Genomic DNA, 20,029 nt, shown 5'->3' on the forward strand with positions numbered 1-20,029 from the left:
ATAAATGAAAATTTTAATAAAAATTAAATTTTTTTTAATAGAATAAAAATCTTTTATATTTGCTTGAGTACCAAAAGGGCTTTATTGGTGTAATGCGTTTTCTATTGCGCCTGGCTGCAGTGCCCAGCGTCAAGATCTGATGAACAATGTTCGCTTGCCAGCTTTCGCTTCAATATTTGCACAATTGTGCTAGATCCCCTGCATAACCTGCTTTAAAATCTCCTCCTGCTGCTGAGTGTGAACACTAACATAACCACATGCAGGAGATGCAGCAGCAGGTCTTGCGATACACTTAGGTCTTTTTGCTTGGATATCGAGATTAGATAACACTTCTTCTATCAATGGGTTGACAAAAAACCATCCTCCCATATTTTTTGGTTCTTCTTGACACCATATAATTTCAGCGTTTTTGTACTTTTCAAGTTCATTACTTAGTTTATCGGCAGGAAACGGATAGAATTGTTCTAAACGTATCACTGCTATATCGTTTATTTTTTGTGCTTCACATACTTCAATTATGTCGTAGTAAACTTTACCGCTGCATATTACAACTTTTCGTACTTTATCACTTGAAACTAAACCTTTTCTACATTCTGGAATCACCGTGAGGAATTTTCCTTCAAAGTCAGATAGGTTAGAAACTGCTCTTTTATGACGCAATAGTGATTTAGGTGTAAACACTACCAGAGGCTTACGAAAGTCTCTATGCATTTGTCTGCGTAAGACATGGAAGTAATTCGCCGGAGTGGAACAATTAACTACCTGCATATTATCCTCTGCGCAGAGTTGCAAAAATCTCTCTATACGTGCGGAGCTATGCTCAGGTCCCTGTCCTTCATAACCATGAGGCAGCAATAAAACTAGACCGCTTGATCGCAACCACTTTGTTTCTGCAGATGCGATAAACTGGTCGATCATAATTTGCGCACCGTTTGCAAAATCACCAAATTGTCCTTCCCAGAGCACCAGTGAATACGGAGAATCAAGACTATATCCATATTCAAAGCCCATTACAGCATACTCAGATAGTGCGCTATCTATGACCTCAAAGTGAGCTTGCTTTTCATTTATATTGTTTAGCGGAATAAATGCTTCTTCTGTTACCTGATCAACAAGCCTTGAATGACGGTGCGAGAAAGTTCCACGACCAGAGTCTTGTCCTGATAAACGCACTCCTATTCTTTCTGTGAGCAGTGATGCAAACGCAAGACTTTCGGCAGTTGCCCAGTCTATATTACTACCAAAATTTATGCTGTCTATTCTGCCATCGAGTATTTTTCTAACCTTATTGTTAATGTTAAAGTTACTTGGGATATTGCTATTTATACGCACACCTAATTTTTTCAGCTCATCTGGCGGAACACCAGAATCCGTGTAGTATTCGCTCAAATCGTTCAGCTTTGCTCTTCTTAATTTTGACCACACTCCACCGAACCAGTCAGCTTTTTTTGGAGTGTAAGCCGCTGATTCAGCAAGACTTTTATCTAATTTTGCCCTGAATTCACTGCGCAATTTATTTACTTCATCGCCATCTAATACTTTCTCTGCAGTCAATTTTTCTTCATACAATGTTCCAGGAGTTTTATGCTTTGATATCGCCTTATACATAAGTGGCTGAGTGAAATTCGGTTCATCACCTTCATTATGGCCATATTTGCGGTAGCACATTATGTCAATTACTACGTCCTTTTTAAATTTCTGCCTATATTCCATCGCCAGACTTGTAGCAAAACTCACAGCTTCCGGGTTATCTCCATTGACGTGAAACACTGGAGCTTCTATTGATTTTGCTATATCAGTGCAATAAAAAGAGGATCGTGCGCAACATGGGTTAGCAGTAAAACCAACTTGGTTATTAATGACAATGTGCACAATGCCATCCACTTTATAGCCTTCAATATTGCTTAAGGTTAAAGTTTCAGCAACCACTCCTTGACCGATGAAAGCCGCATCACCATGAATTGATATGCCAAGCACAGATCTTATATTCTGTTTTGCTCTTATTCTTCCAGCCAAAACCGGATTTACCGCTTCAAGGTGAGATGGATTAGGGCATAAACTTAAATGTATTTTTTTGCCACCTGAAAGTGCTCGATCAGAAGAGTAACCAAGGTGATATTTAACATCACCGGACACCTCAAGACCACTTGGGTATGCAAGATTGCCTTGAAATTCAGACAGCATTGCCGCATATTCTTTCCCCATCACTTTGGTTAGAACATTGAGTCGTCCGCGGTGAGCCATGCCAAGGACTATTTCTTCAATACCAAAAACCGTAGAATCACTAATGATTTTTTCAATTGCAACGATAGCTGACTCTCCACCTTCGATAGAGAAACGCTTATACCCAGGAAATTTCATATGGAGAAATTGTTCGAACATCTCAGATTCGATCAAGTGCCTCAGTATTTCTTTTTTGTCTTGTGAGCTCAGCGTATAGGTTTGATTTTCGATCTTTTCCTGCAGCCACATTTTCTCTTCATAAGAGGAGATATGCATAAATTCAAAACCGATATTCTTGCAGTAAATATCTCTATAGATTCCAGTGTCACTTGCCGGAGATAGATTCGAGTATTTTTGATAATCTACTTCCTTATTCACATTGGGTGATAACGGATTAAGATCCGCAAAAAAATGACCGTAAGATCTGAAAAAATTTGCTAAACTAGAAACTGAATCATCCACCTTAGTTACATGTTGTGCACCGCAGGTCTCCGCTTTATTAACTTCTAAATTGCTTGAAAAAATTCTATACCAATCCTCCCCGATTGATTTATCACCCTGCAAATAACGGCTATACATTTCTTCCACAAATTCTGCATTATCACCATAAAGGCAGCTTAAACTCGACATAATCACTATAAAAAGTATCAAATACTTATAAGTATAACTTAAGTTTTTTAAAAAAGAACTTTTTTAGTTTCTATACGTCATACCGCCGCGGTATCTCTTAACATAGATCCCGCTAACACGTAGCGGGATGACGATTGTCAGGGTGTCATCCCAGTGCGTGACACTGGTTCACTCTATAATGGCAGCGCCCCTATGGTGTCATCCCAGTGCCCAGACTACTTGGATCCAGAAAAAAGAATGGTGTCATCCGAGTAGCTGACACTGGGATCCAGAAGACTTAATTTCAACCAAGTGGCTGCATAATAAAGGCTAGATCCCAGTGTCACGCACTGGGATGACAAGGTATAAACCTTATCGTCACGCCGCCACGAACCGTCATACCGCGATTCATTCGCGGTATCTCTAGATCCCGCTAACAAGCAGCGGGATGACAACAATCCTACGTCATGCCGCGGTATCTCTTAGCCGCTAACACGTAGCGGGATGACGATTGTCAGGCCAGCGCCCCTATAATGTCATCCGAGTAGCCGACACTGGGATCCAGATTGGATACTGAGTTGGTGAGTATAAAAGTATAGCTTCTACGTCATACCGCCGCGAACCATCATACCGTGATTTATTCACGGTATCTCACATAGATCCCGCTAACAAGCAGCGGGATGACAACAATCCTACGTCATGCCGCGGTATCTCTTAGCCGCTAACACGCAGCGGGATGACGATTGTCGGTGAACTTAAGTTACTTTAGCCATAAATATTTAAGAAATTTACCAAACGAAAAAAAGGCAAAAGAAGCCCGGAGTAGCGAGTTTTGACTCTATATTACTGTAAGTGGCGCTGTAATAATGTGCTGACGCTTAGTTTAAGCGCGGTTTGGCTGAATGTAGAAAAAATTTAAAAGACATGCAGCCGCTATAATTTTATGTAATCCGCCAAAAAATACCCTGAGTTTTTTACTGAATTTTGTCATTGAGCCTGCAGGTCAAAAACAAGTTTTGAGTCATAAATACCCTTAATACTATAATAAGGGCGCTGGCGGAGTTTGTCAAGGAAGTTTTTTCGTTTCTATGAGCTACTTGGATGACGAGAAAGGAGCACTTACATATTTATGGCAACCTCTTACCTCCGCTCAAAAAGTTTTTCAATATCACTGAGTTTCATTTCTATATAAGTTGGTCTTCCGTGGTTGCGTTGCCCGGAATATGGGGTTTTTTCCATTTGTCTCAGCAGCTCATTCATTTCATCTAACCTCATTTTTCTACCCGCTCTAATTGATCCATGACAAGCGATAGTGGCCAATATTTTGTTCACTTTATCTTCTACTGGCAATGTATCTTCTATTTCCGTTAATCTATCAATTATGTTAATTAGCATCTCTTTCACATCTATTGCTCCCAAAATTGCAGGGATTTCTTTTACTATCACTTTATTCTCTGATTTGATTTCAATATCAAAACCCATTTCAAATAACTTATCTTTATAGATTTCAATCATCTCCATTCCGGCTTGATTTTTGATTTCAACCGTTTCAGGAAGAAGTAGTTTTTGTCTTTTTATACTTGATTTTTGTTTTAAGCATTCATATACTAGCCTTTCGTGGGCTGCATGCTGGTCGACTATAATCAATTTGTCTCTTACCTCGGCAATAATGTAAGTATTATAGACCTGACAGCGTGCAAACCCGAGCGGGTGGCTCTCTATCAAATCAACTTGCTCTAACACCTTTTTTTTCTAGAACCATAGTCTCCGCTTGTGATGGTAATTTCTGTATGCCGGTATAATCAAACGATTTTGACTGTTCTGATAAGCTTTTTACTCTTTCATTTGGAGAAGCAAATTCTTTTATTAGTTGATTTTCAAAAGGACTTGGCCTTCTTTCATTTTGAACATTAGGTTTATCAAAAGGATCTGGCAATGTTGAATCCATTTTCTGGTCATGCGCTGGAAAGGTGCCTATCCTTCTTGACAACGCTTTAATTAATCCTCTTGTCACTATCTCATATATGAGCTTCTTATTCTGAAACCTTACTTCTGACTTATTTGGATGCACATTTACATCTACTTGATCATAAGGTATCTCTAAATGTAACGCTGCAAAAGGATACCTATCGCTTGGAATAAAATCATGATATGCATACCTAACTGCGCCAATAAGTAAATTATCTTTAATTGGCCTTCCATTAACAAACGTATAGATCTGAGTTGACTTACCACGATTGACGGTTGGCTTACAGATGTGTCCCGTAAGTTTGATGCCGTCTTCTTCTTCATTGACCTCCAAAGAATTGCCCTGAAATTCTTCTTCTACTTCACACAATCTATGAAATAACGAAGTCTGCTTAGCGTATTTTAAGAGCTTTTTATTACCTGAAGTGAGAGTAAACCCTATATGATAGTTAATCATTGCTAGGTTGTTTACAATATCAACAATGCTTTGAGTTTCTGCTCTTTCGGTTTTTAGAAATTTTAGTCTATTTGGAGTAGCGAAAAACAAATCTCGTACTTCAATATGTGTCCCTTGTGATAAAGGGTAAGGAGTTAGCTCCCCTATTTTCTCTCCACCCTCATAACTTATAGACCATGCTTCATTTGCTTCTCTTGCCTTAGACGATAATTTTATCCTACTTACTGCTGCTATTGAAGGCAGAGCTTCTCCTCTAAAGCCAAGATGCTTGATTTCTATTAATTCACTATCGCTCAATTTTGAAGTAGCATGGCGCATAAACGCAAGTTCTAAATCGTTTTTTTCTACTCCGTTACCATCATCTGTCACAATAATAAGGTTACGCCCACCACTTTCTATTTTGATCTCTATTTCTAAACTTCCAGCATCTATTGCATTTTCCACTAATTCCTTTACTACACTTGCTGGCCTTTCTATCACCTCCCCCGCTGCTATACGGTTTATGGTTTTTGTGTCTAAAAGAGTTATTGCCATAGATTTATTATGAAACTGGTTTTTCTTTTACTTCTTTGGTCTGTTTCTCTCTCCACTTTTTTAACCTACCTGCAATTTCACTGTTGGAAATTGACAATATAGATACGGCAGTAATGGCAGCATTATATGCTCCATTTTCTCCTATAGACATGGTTGCAACTGGAACACCCTTTGGCATTTGAACTATAGAGAGTAGACTGTCCAGCCCATTTAATTGTTTACTATGCACAGGAACGCCGATAACTGGTAAACAAGTTAGTGACGCAACCATACCAGGTAAATGAGCTGCACCTCCTGCACCAGCTATAATAACCTTAAAACCTTCTTCTTGTGCAGATTTAGCAAAATTGAAGAGCCTTTCTGGTGTTCTATGTGCAGATATTATGAATATATCATGTGAAACTTCTAATGCTTTTAACATATCAACAGTATGGACCATAGTGGTGTAATCTGACTCACTTCCCATAATAACAGCAACATCTTTTTTTATTTTTGTCATATTCAACACAATTTTACTTACTAACTAAATAATGTTCCAGCTAAAAAGCAACAAATATTTAAGTTATATTATAAATATAATATATAGAATTCTTGTTAAAATAGAAATTTTAAAAATTTAAATAAATATCTATGTTAAGATATAGAGATATAAACTTCTTATGTAAGATAAATTTATAAAATAATTATTTTTGTATTTCAAGCTTTGTAATCTTAGCTTGTTCTTTCTATAAATGGTTTTTTCAGATAGACTGATGGTAAAATGGTAATTTAAAATTACTAGAAATTTGATAAAAATATTAATATATAATCAACTTAAAGTTTTAAATATTGATATCATATAATTATTGACAAGTTACATGATATTAATATCTTGGTATATTAAATATTATGTTATAATATTTAATAAAGTTAATTGATATGTGAGTGTAAGAATTATGGAAATAATATCGTTAAATAACTTAGACAGTGCAGGAATAAAAACAAAGTTGCTTTATATAATAAATAAAATTATAGAAAAAAATGCTTGGACTCAGGCTTTTGCAGCTGAGAAACTTGGTATTGATCAGCCAAAGGTATCGCAAATTAAAAATGGTAAAATAGATGGTTTTTCTTTAGAGCGATTGTTAGGATTTCTAAAAAAACTTGATCATGAGATAACAATCACGATGACAGAAAGCCAAGAAATAAAATCTGAGGCAGAAAAAGTAAAACATGAAGTTGAATCGCAATAGATACAAAGTTGACAACTTGTTTTTTGTGATATAGTATAAAATTTATTAAGGTAGTATCTTATGGCTGAGTCTATTGTAGAAAAGTGTATAGAACGGGTAAGTAACCGTTTCAAATTGGTTCTGTTGGCAAGTCAAAGAACACATGATTTAAATACAGGGGCAAGTAATCCAATTCAAGCAGCTAAGTTTAAAGGTCATAAAAATACCATAGTTTCCTTACATGAAATAGCAGGAAAACAGGTGGATACTCATGAGCTGTTTAGCCTTTTGGTAGGTAGATGCAAGGAATACATGAAAGGAAATATGAATAATGTTTACAGCAGTAATACAAGTAAGCTAGCGAATTTATTAAATTTTTCTGATAACACAGATCTTGATGTAAGTCAAGAAAGCCAAGATTATGAAGTGGATGGTGAAATAGATGATGAAATAAATGATCAAGATGGCGATGAAGAAGTATCCGTTTAGAAATCTACTGAAGTTACATAGTCTTTAAATGATTTGCATTGCTATCTATACACTGTTGTTCTGTATGAGTGTAATGTTGTGTTGCATAGTGTCTAAGTCAAATGATGTGTACAATAAGGTTTTAGCGTTCAATAATTTCTCAACGCAAGTAGTTGTACTTATAACAGCAATATCAATCATTCTGAATAATTTTTTTTTAATTGATATAGCATTGTTGTATGCTAGCGTTAGCTTTATATCAACTATAGCACTAATGAGATTAATGTTGTTTTGATAATTTATGATAGGATCCATTTTCATATTTTTAGGTATTTGTTTGATAATTATTTCAAATATAGGGGTGATCAGATTTCCTGATTTCTATACTAGGTTACATGCAGCAGGTATTACAGATTCTAGCGGTGCAACGTTATTGTTAATTGGTTTTGCTTTGCAGAATGGATTTTCAATCAATACTGTTAAAATAGTATTATTAATTTTTATAATATGGGTAGCTAACTCAACTAATAGCTATATTTTAGCGCGCACTCATTATAAAGTTAAGAAAAAAACTGTTAAAGAAGGCTAAGGTGTTAGAAATATTAAATGTAGTGTTACTTTTGTTGTTACTAACAGTTACGGTTTTTATAGTTTTCTCGCGACATTTAGTCGTAAGTGCTGTTCTAATGTGTGTATTTAGTTCACTGATTGCGCTTATATACTTAATTATGAATGCACCTGATGTTGCAATTACTGAAGCTTCTGTTGGTGCGGGGCTCAGTACAGTTTTTACGTTTGCAGCACTCTCCTTGATAAAGAATCATAAAGTAAATCTATCTCATAACCCTATAACGCTTTTTTTTATGTTATTTCTGGCTGTATGTTTGTCATATTTTATGATTCAATTGCCAGATTTTGGCAGCCACAATGCTCCGATCCACTTGCATGTTGCTCCTTATTATGTGGAAAATACCGAAAAAGCTACCGGTATTCCTAATATAGTGACAGCTATTTTGGCAAGCTTTCGTGGTTATGACACGTTTGGAGAAACTATAGTAGTTTTTACTGCTGCGCTTTGTATAACGTTGATATTAAAAGAAGAAAAAGAAAATGATTAAAGATCCGATATTAAATGCAGTAACATTTTTGATGATACCTTTTATCATTTTATTTGGTTTATACATACAATTTCACGGTGATTACACTCCGGGTGGAGGTTTTCAAGCAGGAATAATTATTGCCTCCGGGATAATATTATATTCAATGCTATTTGGTGTATCTACAACTCTAAAAGCAATACCTTATTCTGTGATTAGATTGACTAACGTGTTAGGTATTTTAATTTATGGAGGAACGGGCGTTGCAACAACTTTACTTGGCCAAAATTTTTTATCTTATGATATCTTGTTAACCAATAATAGAACCGGTCAAAAATTAGGTATTTTTTTGGTGGAATTAGGTGTAGCATTTACTGTCTGCTCCTCTATGTTAATTATATATATAAATTTTGCTCGTAGGAAAAAACAATGACTTTATATAATTATACGATTATTATTGTATTAATGGTGCTAGGTTTATATATTATTATAAACGATAAAAATTTAATCAAGAAAATGATAGGGGTAAGCGTCTTCCAAGCATCTGTTTTGTTATTTTACATATCTCTAGGATATATAAAAAGTTCCTTGCCTCCTATATTGGTTTCAAATTTTTATTCATATAGCAATCCTATACCCCATGTTTTAATGCTTACTGCTATAGTGGTTGGAATTGCAACATTTTCAGTTGGATTATCCATAGCAGTAAAAATGGAAGAAAAGTATGGAACAATTGATTAAGACAAGTGTACATAAATTAACAGTATCTTAAACTATATGAAGTAACAAATAGCCACAAGTTAAAAGTAAAATTATAGACTTGCTCGTTGTAAGTTTGTTTGTTAATAAGAAATAAAATTATAAACTATAAAGGTAATGATGTCAACTATTAATGATGCAGAAGATAAGAAAAAAATTATCAAAGATCTGGTAACTAAGAGTATAAAAAAGGGTGGTTTTATCACCTTTGATGATATAAATGATAAATTATCAGATGAAAATTTTTCGTCTGACTTTATAGATGATGCTATATCTTTATTGCAGGATTCCGGAATTAATGTGCTTGAAAGTAGCGAAGATGAAGAAGATATTCCTTCCAACAGTGATGATAGTAAACTTGATGATGACACATCGCCAAATGTTACTGCAACTTTAGTACAAAATGATGATCCAGTGAGGATTTATTTACAAGACATGAGCTCCGTAAAGCTTTTATCAAGGGCAGATGAAATCGAGATAGCAAAAAAAATTGAATCTGAAAAGCATAACATGTTACGTGCAATAATTGAAACATCAGTAACATTAAAGGTGATAAAAGTATGGCGTGATGATTTAAGTAATGGAGCTCTCTTACTGAGAGAAATTATAGATCTGGATGCAATTTATAACTCTGATTTTAATGTGGTACCCAAAGAAGAAAGTGAAGAGAGTGAAGAAAGTGCTGAAGATGTTGAGGATTCTGAGGATGTTTCTGAAGATGCTGAGTACTGTAGTGATGATGAGAAAGATAGTAAAAAAAGTGATGATGAGAAAGACGGTAATAATGAAGATATAAGTTCAGTCAATTTAAATGTTTCTATTCTTGAAATGGAAAGTGACTTATTGCCAAAGGTCATAGTTGCATTGGATGAGATAATTACTTTAACAAATGAAGCGTTGATATTAAGAAAAAATTCTAAAAATTTCTCTAATGAGCTAGAAAATTTGTATAATCAAATATGGTCTATAGCATTACAAATTAAGTTAAGTGATGCTGCTGTTGCCAGAATTACACAAGAACTTTATAAGATAAATAGATCCATTACGCTTGAAGAGGCTAATCTTATTGCTGAGGCTAGAAAATACGATATCGATAGAGAAAGTTTCTATAAAGTTTATGATGACGTGCTTTTAAAGCACGAATTGAAAAAGATAAGTCTTTTAAAGATCAATGAAAATCAGTCCTCTTTTACAGGTGAATTAAAAAACAAATTTTTAAGGTTTATAGACGATAACTCTGAACATATAGCTAGTACCTTGAACGGTATTAAGCAGCATATACAGGAAGATAACGTACAAGAATTTAAGGAGCTAATCAAGAGAATACAAAAACACGAACGAGAAGTCTCTGAAGCAAAGCAAGAAATGATTAAGGCTAACTTAAGGCTAGTAGTTTCCATTGCTAAGAAGTATTCAAAAAGAGGCCTTGATCTGCTTGATTTGATACAAGAAGGCAATATTGGTCTTATGAAGGCCGTGGATAAGTTTGATTACAAACGTGGATATAAATTTTCAACTTATGGCACTTGGTGGGTAAGACAATCAATCACTAGAGCAATACCTGAGCAGTCTAAAGTAGTTAGAATACCAGTTCATATGGTGGAAATTATCAGTAAAATCAACAGAGCATTAAGAAAGATGACTCATGAGATGGGAAGAGAGCCGACGTTAGAGGAATTGAGTGTAGAACTGACAATGCCACTGGAAAGAATACGCAAAGTTATGAAAATAGCAAGGGATCCAGTAAGTCTTGAAGCTCCAACAGGAAAAGATGATAGTAGTACCTTTGGTGATTGTATAGAAGACAAGCGAGTCTCCAGGCCAGAGGATGCTGCAATACTTGCTGACTTGCGTGGCATTACAACCAATGTTCTTGCAACTTTAACACCAAAGGAAGAAAGAATTTTAAGAATGCGTTTTGGCCTTGGTAAAGATGGGAAGGAACATACCTTAGAAGAAGTAGGAAAAATTTTTAATGTAACACGTGAGAGAATTAGGCAAATAGAGGCAAAAGCACTGCGCAAGTTGAAACATCCAAGCCGTGCTAGAAAACTTAGAGGGTTCTTTTAAGTATACGTGTCAAGTTAAGAAGAAGCTGATTTTGCCCGGAAAAAGTGGAGAGCAAGTTAGGCCAAAGTTGTATAATTTCACCGCTATTTTTCTTTTTCTATGAATCTAATGAAACAACATGCTAATCTACGGTAAATATTATGACAAACAAAAATGACAATTCTAATTCAAAGTATAGAAATTTTTATGTTCTGGGTGATAGCTTATCCGATAATGGCGCAATCATTGGAATTTTAAATAATTTATCCTTTGCAAAAAGCGTAAAATTTGATGATCCTTTTTATCAAGGAAGATCTTTTAGCAATGGCCCTACTGCTGTTGAATATATAGCAAAATATTTAGATTTAGATGAATTTAAACCTGGGTGGAGTTATTCATTTTTTGGGAGATGCCACGAACAGCAAGGTCAGAATTACGCAGTTTCATATGCAACAGCATCTGAAATTTTTGACCCTATTTTTTCTTATTTCTTCAATAAATTTCGTTTAGCTAACCAGCTAGATGCGGTAATTAAACATCATCCAGATATAGGTAAAGAAGATTTATTTTGCATCATAATCGGCGGAAATGATGTTATGGTTGCCACTGCTTATGACGATACTAAAGCGGAAGAAGTGTTGGAACAAGCAGTGAGTGAAATATGTAATGCACTTAAGGTTCTAAATGAACATGGTGTTAAGCATGTAGTTGTTGCAAATGCACCTGAAGTTGGCTCAATACCAGCTTTTAATAGAGATGAAGAAGCAAGGGAACTAGCTACAAAGCTCACGGAGAGTTTCAATGCAAAACTGGCTAAAGGCTTAGATTATATGAAGAAAAGTACAAATCTTGAAATAAAAGCATTTGATCTTAACTCTAAAATGAGAAGTATGTTTAGCGAATACAAGAGCAAAGGTTTAAATTGTCAAGATGCATGCACATCGAACATTGCAGACCAAGTTGGGAGATTTAAAGAAAATATAAAAATACTCTTAAAGTTGATATTTAAAGGGGAACTTGACGTTCACTATAACCCTGGGTGTAGCAAAGAAACACTAAAGGATTATTTCTTTTTTGATTATTTCCATCCAACTGCGGAACTTCATCATGAAGTTGGTAATGAAGTGTATGAGTTGATTTGACACAGTTTTTTGAACATATCCTTTTAAATAGTAACCAGACTGCATTCTGTGATTTTTAGCAAAACACGATCTTTCATTTGAGCTTTCTTCAATTTAAAATAAATACAGAAAATTGCTGCCTATAGCTAAACTGACTTAGATTTACCGATAATTTGAAAAACCGTCATCCCGCTACTATATAGTTATTGATATATATTTTCTTTTAAGCTCTTGGTTTTGATCGATAAATGTAATCATTTCATCTTCTAAAGTTTTAATTTGATTACGTAAAATTGCAAGAAGTTCCTCTATTTGTTTGATTATAGATGTATCAGTTACCTGTTGGATTTGGGTTTTTTGTATTTTTGCTATTTCTACAAGTTGGTTTCTACGAGATAATTTTTGTTTCAAGCAATCAATATTACCATTACTAACTGTTAAAGGAGTAACACGCATATCTGTATTATTAATATAACGTGAGATGATACTGCAGTCTATTTTATCAGTTTTTGTAGTAATACCAAGGCTTTTAGCATAGTCTCTCCCACCTTGGTTGAATGACGTACACCTCAAAACCATTGCTTAGTAAAGTATAGGCACATAATTTTTCGTATCCACCAGTTGCCTCAAGACCAATTTTGGTTACATTATGCAAACGTAAAAAGTCCAGCATTTCATCAATGGATTGTACATTGTTTTCAAATATTTTATAATGCTCAAGTGGGTGAATGTGGAGATCTAATTTACTTTTGCTAACATCAATGCCAGCAATAATGTTTGATGAATTCATAATTCCTCCGTAATAATAACATATACTGCATTTTCCAGCCTTATATACGAGCCTAAAAGCTCAATCAGTTGTTCGGAACTTTCAGTATAATAAACCAGAGAAGAGAACCTTGCTGAACAACGATTCTTATAATCAAGGGGCGTGACGATTCCTCTTCTCTGTGTGTCTTTAATCTCACTACTTTGATATTTATAAAGACTTGTTCTTAACATATAAGGGAAGTGTCCTCTAGGTGAGATTGTGGAGCATTCGTTGCAGCATTTGGCTGTTCAATTACGCTAGTTGATTCTTTAGGTATACTATTTCCTTCAAAATTTCCATCTTTTTATTATGTTCTCTTTAGCATTTTGAGAGTGAATTATTCTAGTTTTGATATTTAAACGTTTTGTATCTGCTGTAATGATTTCACTTCCAGTTTGCTATTCTTTACATATTGAATTGCAAGCACTAACGCTTTACTTCCGGAAGCTGTGGTGCTGTAAGCTATATTTTGCAAAATAGCAGTTCTCCTGATATCTTTGCTGTCTGAGACTGACTTTACACCTTTTGAAGTATTAATCACTAGATTTATTTTTCCATCTTTGAGCATATCAACTATGTGGGGTCTGCCTTCTCTTACTTTATTTACAGCTTGTGCAGCAATGCCGTTATTGTTCAGATACGAAGCTGTGCCTTTGGTGGCATATATTTCAAAACTCAGTTCTTTCAACATTCGTGCAACTGGCAATATATACTTTTTATCATCATCTTTTACTGAAACCAGAGCTGTTCCTTCTGTTGGTAACTTGTATCCTGCAGCCATGTGCGTTTTTGCAAGTGCAGCTTCAAATGATGAATCAATTCCCATCACTTCTCCTGTTGATTTCATTTCAGGACCAAGTAAAGTATCAACTCCTGCAAAGCGGGTAAATGGAAAAACAGCAGCTTTAACTGCAAAATGATTGAAAGGCTTGTTTTCCTGATTCAATTTTTTACCCAAAATAACCTGAGTGGCAAGCTTTGCAATAGGAATATTGATTACCTTGGAAATAAAAGGAACGGTTCGACTAGCCCTTAAATTCACTTCAAGTATGTATACATCACTAGACCTCTTGCATAACTCGATTTCTGAAGGCAATTTTGTCGTCAAAGCTTGTCTGCGCTCCTCAAATACATTCGAGTATTCTGTGGTGCTCATCTGCACTTTTCCTAAAGATTTCTCATCACAAACAGGTTCTGCAAGAGGTCTATTCTCTTGAACAGCAAACTGAATGTTTATCAGACCTTTCACTTTTAATGCTAATGCTATTCTCTCAGTTTGGAGCTCGATCTCTTTTATTACTTCGTCACTCAATGTATTTGTCGGTATTGAGCATGTTGAATCACCAGAGTGGATACCAGCTTCTTCAATATGCTCCATGACCGCTGCAATGAAAACTTTTTCCCCATCACATACAGCATCAACGTCAACCTCAACTGCATTGACTAAAAATTTATCAAGAAGCAGCGAACCATGCTCAAAGATTTTAGTTTGATCTAAGACGTACTCTTTAAAGCTCTGAGTATCGTGTCTAATCGACATAGACTGACCGCCGAGGACATATGATGGCCTGACTACTAGTGGAAACCCCACCTTTTCTGCGTTGGTTAACGCTTCTTCTACTGAATGGCAGATAGAATTTTCAGGTTGTTTTAAATTAAGTTGCAAAGCAAGGTTTTTAAACCTCATGCGATCTTCTGCAAGGTCAATAGAATCAAACGAAGTTCCCAGAATTTTGAAACCTCTCTCGTTAAGCACTTTGGCTAACTTTAAAGGTGTTTGACCGCCTATTTGAACTATTACACCAACCAGTGTGCCATTTTCTTGCTCTTTACTTAGTATTTCAAGCACATCCTCTGCAATGAGTGGTGCAAAATATAAACGATCAGCGGTATCGTAGTCAGTTGAGACAGTTTCGGGATTACAGTTGATCATTATTGTTTCATACCCCATTTCTTTGGCGGCAGAAGCTGCATGTACGCATGCATAATCAAACTCAATACCTTGACCAATGCGATTTGGACCACTTCCTAAAATGACAACCTTTTCTCGGTCAGAAATATTCGCCTCACATTCCGTTTTATTTTCAACATCACCCTCATAGCAGCCATACATATAAGCAGTGCTCGATTCAAATTCAGCTGCACAGGTGTCTACGCGTTTATAAACTTGTTTAATGCCAAATTTTTTTCTTATTTCTTCGATTTGTTTTACTCGATCTCCAGCGTGTAACGCTGGCTGGATCCCAGTGTCACGCACTGGGATGACATTAGAGGGTACTGGAATGACAGAGGTAGGTCTATTACTTAACTTTGCTAATCTTGCATCTGAAAATCCCATTTTTTTCAGCTCTAACATTTCGTACGCAGTTCCAGGAAATCCATTTTCCTTGATTTTTTGTTCAGTTAATATAATTTGCTGTATATTTTGCAGAAACCATAAGTCATATCCTGTAATCGAATTTATTTCTTCTATGCTAATTCCGTGGCGCATTGCGTCAGCAGCAATCAGTAATCTGTTTGGTAGCAATTTTGCTAATTGAGATTTTATGTGATCAATATCAATGTTCTCAGGAAATACTTCATCAAGTCCTGTAAAATCAGTTTCAAGTGAACGGAAAGCTTTCTGTAGTGACTCATTAAAAGTGCGGCCTATAGACATCACTTCTCCCACTGATTTCATGGAGGTTGATAATTCACAATTCGTCCCCTTAAATTTCTCAAACTCAAATCGAGGAATTTTAGTGACGATATAATCAATCACTGGTTCGAATGCTGCTGGTATTATTGGAGCACAGTCGTTACGTATTTCGTCGAGCGAATAGCCAATAGCAAGTTTAGTTACAACTTTTGCAATAGGATAGCCTGTTGCTTTCGAAGCAAGTGCAGAAGAGCGAGAAACCCTTGGATTCATCTCAATCACAACGAGGCTTCCATCTTCTTTAGGATTCACTGCAAATTGAACATTTGCACCACCGGCACTAACATCAATTTCTCTCAGCACTGCTATAGATGCATTTCTCATCTGTTGGTATTCTACGTCACGCAGAGTCAAAGCAGGAGCAACAGTTATGCTATCCCCAGTGTGCACTCCCATCGGATCAACATTTTCTATCGAACAGACTATTATGCAGTTATCTTTACAATCGCGGATAACTTCCATTTCATATTCTTTCCAGCCGATAATTGATTCATCTATCTGAACTTCATTTATTGGCGAAATTTTGAGAGCACTTTCTGCGATATTGAAAAACTCCTCTTTATTATATGCTATGCCGCTACCTGCACCACCAAGGGTGAATGACGAGCGGATGATTGCTGGTAATCCAATGTAATCCAAAGCCTTTTTTATTTGTTCTTGATTTTTTATAATGATACTTTTGGGGTATTTCAGTCCTATTCTATCCATGGACTGACGGAATAACTCTCTATCCTCTGCTTTTTTTATTGCTTCTCTATTTACCCCTATTAATTCTACGTTGTATTTGTCTAACACTCCATCATCTGCAAGTTTTATTGCACAATTGAGCGCTGTTTGCCCGCCCATTGTTGGCAATATTGCGTCTGGCCTCTCCTTAATTATAATTTTCTCTATGATTTCAGGCAGTACCGGCTCAATATACGTCGCATCAGAAAACTCAGGATCTGTCATTATAGTTGCGGGGTTGGAGTTAACCAAAATGACTTTATAACCTTCGCTTTTTAATACTTTACAGCTTTGCGTTCCGGAATAATCAAACTCGCATGCCTGACCTATAACTATTGGGCCTGCTCCTATTACTAATATAGATTCTATATCTGTGCGTTTCGGCATAATTACAATAACGGTCTCTATTCAAGTAATGTTACCAATCTTTCCTGTATATGTGAATTTTTATTAAACCTATTAGCTAATTACTTTTAGGCTTGACGCATAACTGTACGAACATTGCAATTTGCGTGGCAGATTCCAGTGCTTGACACACAGCTGTACAAACATTCATTTTTGAAGGTAAATTGCACAGCAAATGATGTCATTCAAGTAGCTGACACTGGTTCCTTTATGACGGCAGTGCCCAGAGGTGTCATCCCAGTCTGGGATCCAGAAAACTTAACTTTAAATAAGTGGCTGCATAATAAAGACTAGATTCCAGACTGGAATGACACCATAGAGGCACTGGGATGACATCCTTCCTAGTGGAGATTACTCTCAAATCACAATGTTTATACAATTGTGGGCTTAACGGTATCTTTGCAGATACTATGGTAATTTATTCGGGAGATTTGCTGAGCGGTAAGATTTTTCCTGATATGCTGCAGTCTTCAGAAGCTAATTCCACAAATTTATCTGTCAGTTTATCAGGTGACACCAATTCAGATCCAGGAAATGCCTGCTCACTACCCACAGGTCCTTCCGTGTATACAGCATTTACACATAATTTTGTATGTTTTGTCTCAGATGCATATATCTGCACCATTATTTCTAGTGCAACTTTACTTGCAGCATACGGCATCCAATATGGATAAGAGGAAGGAGAAAGTGTCACTTCTGAGGTCATGAATATCGCTCTTCCAGCATTAGACTTTTTTAGCATTGGATCTAAGTTTTTTAGTAAGTACCAATTGGCAGTAAAATTTGTATTCATTACGTTCTGTAGCTCTTCAATCTCACAGTCATGAATGGGGTTCAGTTTGCCTAAAATTCCAGCACACGCAACTAATATATCAAGTGCTCCAGATTCTGATAATTTCAGGCTTTCTATCATGTTTGTCAGTATCTTTACATTCTCAAAGTCTAAAAGATCAAGCTGAATTAGTTTCACAGAGCCTTCTTTAAATTCTTCAAGCTCTTCAATTTCATTATATAGTGGCTTGAGATTATCAAGAGATCTTGAAATCAGAATCACACATGCACCTTCTCTTATAAACCTTTTTGCAACAGCAGAGCCTACTCCACCTGAAGCTCCGGTGATTAAAGCTACTTTACCTTCTAACTTACCCATTTCTTTCTCCTTAGCGAGATCCATTGAAATATTTTAGCTGAAAATTGAATTTTGCTCCATATATAAAAATCAAACTTAGCATATAAAAAAATAGTAATGACACTACCACACCACCTAAACTTCCATATATCAAATCCAGTTGGTCAAAGGAAGCTTTTAAGTATTGCTTAAAAGCTGAAGCAGAAATCGTCCAAAGAATAACAGCTACACAAGATCCAGGAAATACGTCTGATAAATTTTGTTTTATGTTTGGTAACATAAAATATAGCCAAGAGACTACTGTGAAAAGTACAAATTCAATAAGTAAATACCTAGTATAACTTAGTCCCTGATAGGAAAAATCAATTAGCATTGGTACTAGTGTAGAAAACACTATAGTTAGAGTTATAATAAGCGTGATTACTAAAAATTGTAATATACTTAGTACTCTTCTTAATATATAAGGCGGCGAAACCGGAACTTTATAGGCCTTATTGAGTATTGTTCTAAGCCCTTCAATTGTCGATGAAGCGGTCCAAACAGCACCTACAATTGCTAAAGTTAGTAAGCTTTGCGGCGGGCCTGATATTATCTCTCTGATACGCGGCATCAAAGATGCCAAAATATCCTGTGGCATGTTATCAATGATAAATACCCAGCCAATGTTATACTGGTCTAAGAAATTTGCGAATGTTGATGCCACAGCCATTAAAACGATGAGAAAAGGAAATATTGATAACAGAATTAAAAATGATAGATACCCTGCATGCTCCACTCCATCATTATAAATTGTGTCAATCAAAGCACGATAAAGACAATAAACAATACCGTAAAATTTCTGTAGCATGTAATATAAACGAACCAAGAAAAGTATTCTAAATGAAATAAAGGATACTTTTAAGCAAAAAATCCTCACCATTTACTTAAATTTAATCAAAGGGATAGATAATTTAACATAGAACAGGAATTATAGGAGGCGTAATGAAAAAATTTCTTCTACTTGTGGCTTTAATTCTCTCCTTTGCGTTTGATGCAAATACTAATGAGCTAGATGCAACGTCAGCAGTGATATGCAAAATAATGAGCTATACTCACGGTATAGGTGGACCGATGATTACGATAGTGATAATAGGTGCAGCTTTGCTTGCGATATTCGGTAGAATGCCGTGGCCAGCACTTTTTGCACTCGGTGCATTTACTGCTGTGTTTTTTGGTGCTCCTGCCGTTGTTTCAAAAATAGCACCAACTACAGCAAGTAAGTGCGAGACGTGTGATGCTGGGAAAACATTGAAACCTGATGCAGATGGAAAATATACTTGTCAGTAAAAAGCATTGAGTAAATGGTACTTACTGCATCATTTACTCAAATTTAATCAAAATGATAGATAATCCAGCGTTAAATAGAAATTATCGGAGGCATAATGAAAAAATTTCTTCTACTTGTGGCTATAATTCTCTCCTTCGCATTTGATGCGCGTGCTGATGAAACGTCAACAGTGATATGCAAAATAGTACAATATACCCAAGGTATAGGCGGGCCGATGATCACGATAGTGATAATAGGTGCAGCATTGCTTGCGATATTTGGGAGAATGCCGTGGCCAGCGCTTTTTGCACTTGGTGCATTTACTGCCGTGTTCTTTGGTGCTCCTGCAGTTGTTTCAAAAATAACACCAGATGGTACGTTTTGTCAGAATGGTGCGATTGCTTGCCCTACTGGTAAAACGTTGACTAATGGTAAATGTACATAATAGGTATCACAGC

21 protein-coding genes and 1 pseudogene are annotated in these 20,029 nt (G+C 35.9%); 13 read left to right on the forward strand and 9 right to left on the reverse strand.

Annotated elements, in window-relative coordinates; translation table 11 throughout:
- Nucleotides 1–189: 189 nt before the first annotated feature.
- Nucleotides 190–2,853 (reverse strand): 2-oxoglutarate dehydrogenase E1 component, encoded by a 2,664-nt coding sequence (locus ABWU74_RS04650; protein WP_209473250.1) that lies wholly within the window; start codon nt 2,851–2,853, stop codon nt 190–192.
- A 127-nt stretch (nt 2,854–2,980) separates the two neighbouring features.
- On the opposite strand from ABWU74_RS04650, the gene ABWU74_RS04655 reads away from it, so the two are divergent.
- A complete protein-coding gene (locus ABWU74_RS04655) occupies nt 2,981–3,112 on the forward strand; it encodes a hypothetical protein (RefSeq protein ID WP_255322263.1) in 132 nt (43 codons plus the stop codon).
- Nucleotides 3,113–3,972: 860 nt separating this feature from the next.
- Here ABWU74_RS04655 and mutL read toward each other — a convergent pair.
- Both mutL and purE read right to left on the reverse strand, forming a co-directional pair.
- Nucleotides 3,973–5,791: pseudogene (gene mutL, locus ABWU74_RS04660) on the reverse strand (DNA mismatch repair endonuclease MutL).
- A 7-nt stretch (nt 5,792–5,798) separates the two neighbouring features.
- Nucleotides 5,799–6,290, reverse strand: a complete 492-nt coding sequence (gene purE, locus ABWU74_RS04665) for a 5-(carboxyamino)imidazole ribonucleotide mutase (protein WP_006280351.1) — start codon at nt 6,288–6,290, stop codon at nt 5,799–5,801.
- A gap of 436 nt (nt 6,291–6,726) precedes the next feature.
- On the opposite strand from purE, the gene ABWU74_RS04670 reads away from it, so the two are divergent.
- The 9 genes from ABWU74_RS04670 (at nt 6,727) to ABWU74_RS04710 (ending at nt 12,517) form a co-directional block, all read left to right on the forward strand.
- A complete protein-coding gene (locus ABWU74_RS04670) occupies nt 6,727–7,023 on the forward strand; it encodes a helix-turn-helix domain-containing protein (protein ID WP_010081926.1) in 297 nt (98 codons plus the stop codon).
- Between the two features lie 60 nt (nt 7,024–7,083).
- A complete protein-coding gene (rpoZ, locus tag ABWU74_RS04675; RefSeq protein ID WP_264705819.1) occupies nt 7,084–7,491 on the forward strand; it encodes a DNA-directed RNA polymerase subunit omega in 408 nt (135 codons plus the stop codon).
- A 28-nt stretch (nt 7,492–7,519) separates the two neighbouring features.
- On the forward strand, nt 7,520–7,765 hold the full coding sequence (locus ABWU74_RS04680; protein ID WP_007548527.1) for a monovalent cation/H+ antiporter complex subunit F: 246 nt from the start codon (nt 7,520–7,522) through the stop codon (nt 7,763–7,765).
- Nucleotides 7,766–7,771: 6 nt separating this feature from the next.
- Nucleotides 7,772–8,059, forward strand: a complete 288-nt coding sequence (mnhG, locus tag ABWU74_RS04685) for a monovalent cation/H(+) antiporter subunit G (RefSeq protein ID WP_006279703.1) — start codon at nt 7,772–7,774, stop codon at nt 8,057–8,059.
- 1 nt (nt 8,060) lies between these two features.
- Complete coding sequence (locus ABWU74_RS04690; protein WP_015589497.1) at nt 8,061–8,588, forward strand: DUF4040 domain-containing protein; 528 nt, start codon at nt 8,061–8,063, stop codon at nt 8,586–8,588.
- Nucleotides 8,581–9,000: a Na(+)/H(+) antiporter subunit B gene (locus ABWU74_RS04695; protein ID WP_006279705.1), complete on the forward strand. Its 420-nt coding sequence runs from the start codon at nt 8,581–8,583 to the stop codon at nt 8,998–9,000. Before ABWU74_RS04690 ends, ABWU74_RS04695 begins: the two co-directional genes overlap by 8 nt.
- On the forward strand, nt 8,997–9,308 hold the full coding sequence (locus tag ABWU74_RS04700; protein ID WP_006279706.1) for a cation:proton antiporter subunit C: 312 nt from the start codon (nt 8,997–8,999) through the stop codon (nt 9,306–9,308). The genes ABWU74_RS04695 and ABWU74_RS04700 overlap by 4 nt, the downstream gene beginning before the upstream one ends.
- 138 nt (nt 9,309–9,446) lie before the next feature.
- A complete protein-coding gene (gene rpoD, locus ABWU74_RS04705; protein WP_353289451.1) occupies nt 9,447–11,396 on the forward strand; it encodes an RNA polymerase sigma factor RpoD in 1,950 nt (649 codons plus the stop codon).
- Between the two features lie 140 nt (nt 11,397–11,536).
- Nucleotides 11,537–12,517: an SGNH/GDSL hydrolase family protein gene (locus ABWU74_RS04710; RefSeq protein WP_010082050.1), complete on the forward strand. Its 981-nt coding sequence runs from the start codon at nt 11,537–11,539 to the stop codon at nt 12,515–12,517.
- A gap of 174 nt (nt 12,518–12,691) precedes the next feature.
- Here the strand turns inward: ABWU74_RS04710 and ABWU74_RS04715 are convergent, their stop codons facing one another.
- From ABWU74_RS04715 to carB, 4 genes are all read right to left on the reverse strand, one after another.
- Nucleotides 12,692–13,075, reverse strand: a complete 384-nt coding sequence (locus tag ABWU74_RS04715; protein ID WP_227738615.1) for a hypothetical protein — start codon at nt 13,073–13,075, stop codon at nt 12,692–12,694.
- On the reverse strand, nt 13,026–13,286 hold the full coding sequence (locus ABWU74_RS04720) for an IS110 family transposase (RefSeq protein WP_010082049.1): 261 nt from the start codon (nt 13,284–13,286) through the stop codon (nt 13,026–13,028). The genes ABWU74_RS04715 and ABWU74_RS04720 overlap by 50 nt, the downstream gene beginning before the upstream one ends.
- Nucleotides 13,283–13,498 carry a hypothetical protein gene (locus ABWU74_RS04725; RefSeq protein ID WP_080717592.1) on the reverse strand — a complete coding sequence of 72 codons (216 nt, stop codon included), beginning with the start codon at nt 13,496–13,498 and terminating at the stop codon, nt 13,283–13,285. The genes ABWU74_RS04720 and ABWU74_RS04725 overlap by 4 nt, the downstream gene beginning before the upstream one ends.
- Nucleotides 13,499–13,662: 164 nt before the next feature.
- On the reverse strand, nt 13,663–17,118 hold the full coding sequence (gene carB / locus ABWU74_RS04730; protein ID WP_209473264.1) for a carbamoyl-phosphate synthase large subunit: 3,456 nt from the start codon (nt 17,116–17,118) through the stop codon (nt 13,663–13,665).
- A gap of 138 nt (nt 17,119–17,256) precedes the next feature.
- On the opposite strand from carB, the gene ABWU74_RS04735 reads away from it, so the two are divergent.
- On the forward strand, nt 17,257–17,430 hold the full coding sequence (locus ABWU74_RS04735) for a hypothetical protein (protein WP_167471214.1): 174 nt from the start codon (nt 17,257–17,259) through the stop codon (nt 17,428–17,430).
- Between the two features lie 124 nt (nt 17,431–17,554).
- Here the strand turns inward: ABWU74_RS04735 and ABWU74_RS04740 are convergent, their stop codons facing one another.
- Both ABWU74_RS04740 and ABWU74_RS04745 read right to left on the reverse strand, forming a co-directional pair.
- Entirely contained in the window at nt 17,555–18,310 is a 756-nt protein-coding gene (locus ABWU74_RS04740; protein ID WP_012673418.1) for an SDR family oxidoreductase, read from the reverse strand.
- Nucleotides 18,297–19,112 (reverse strand): YihY/virulence factor BrkB family protein, encoded by an 816-nt coding sequence (locus tag ABWU74_RS04745; protein WP_209473266.1) that lies wholly within the window; start codon nt 19,110–19,112, stop codon nt 18,297–18,299. The genes ABWU74_RS04740 and ABWU74_RS04745 overlap by 14 nt, the downstream gene beginning before the upstream one ends.
- A 134-nt stretch (nt 19,113–19,246) precedes the next feature.
- On the opposite strand from ABWU74_RS04745, the gene ABWU74_RS04750 reads away from it, so the two are divergent.
- Nucleotides 19,247–19,591: a TrbC/VirB2 family protein gene (locus ABWU74_RS04750; RefSeq protein WP_209473268.1), complete on the forward strand. Its 345-nt coding sequence runs from the start codon at nt 19,247–19,249 to the stop codon at nt 19,589–19,591.
- A gap of 95 nt (nt 19,592–19,686) precedes the next feature.
- Entirely contained in the window at nt 19,687–20,016 is a 330-nt protein-coding gene (locus tag ABWU74_RS04755; protein ID WP_209473270.1) for a TrbC/VirB2 family protein, read from the forward strand.
- Nucleotides 20,017–20,029: the final 13 nt, after the last annotated feature.

Source organism: Wolbachia endosymbiont (group A) of Paraperithous gnathaulax (assembly GCF_964028485.1).
Taxonomy (GTDB): Bacteria; Pseudomonadota; Alphaproteobacteria; order Rickettsiales; family Anaplasmataceae; genus Wolbachia; species Wolbachia pipientis.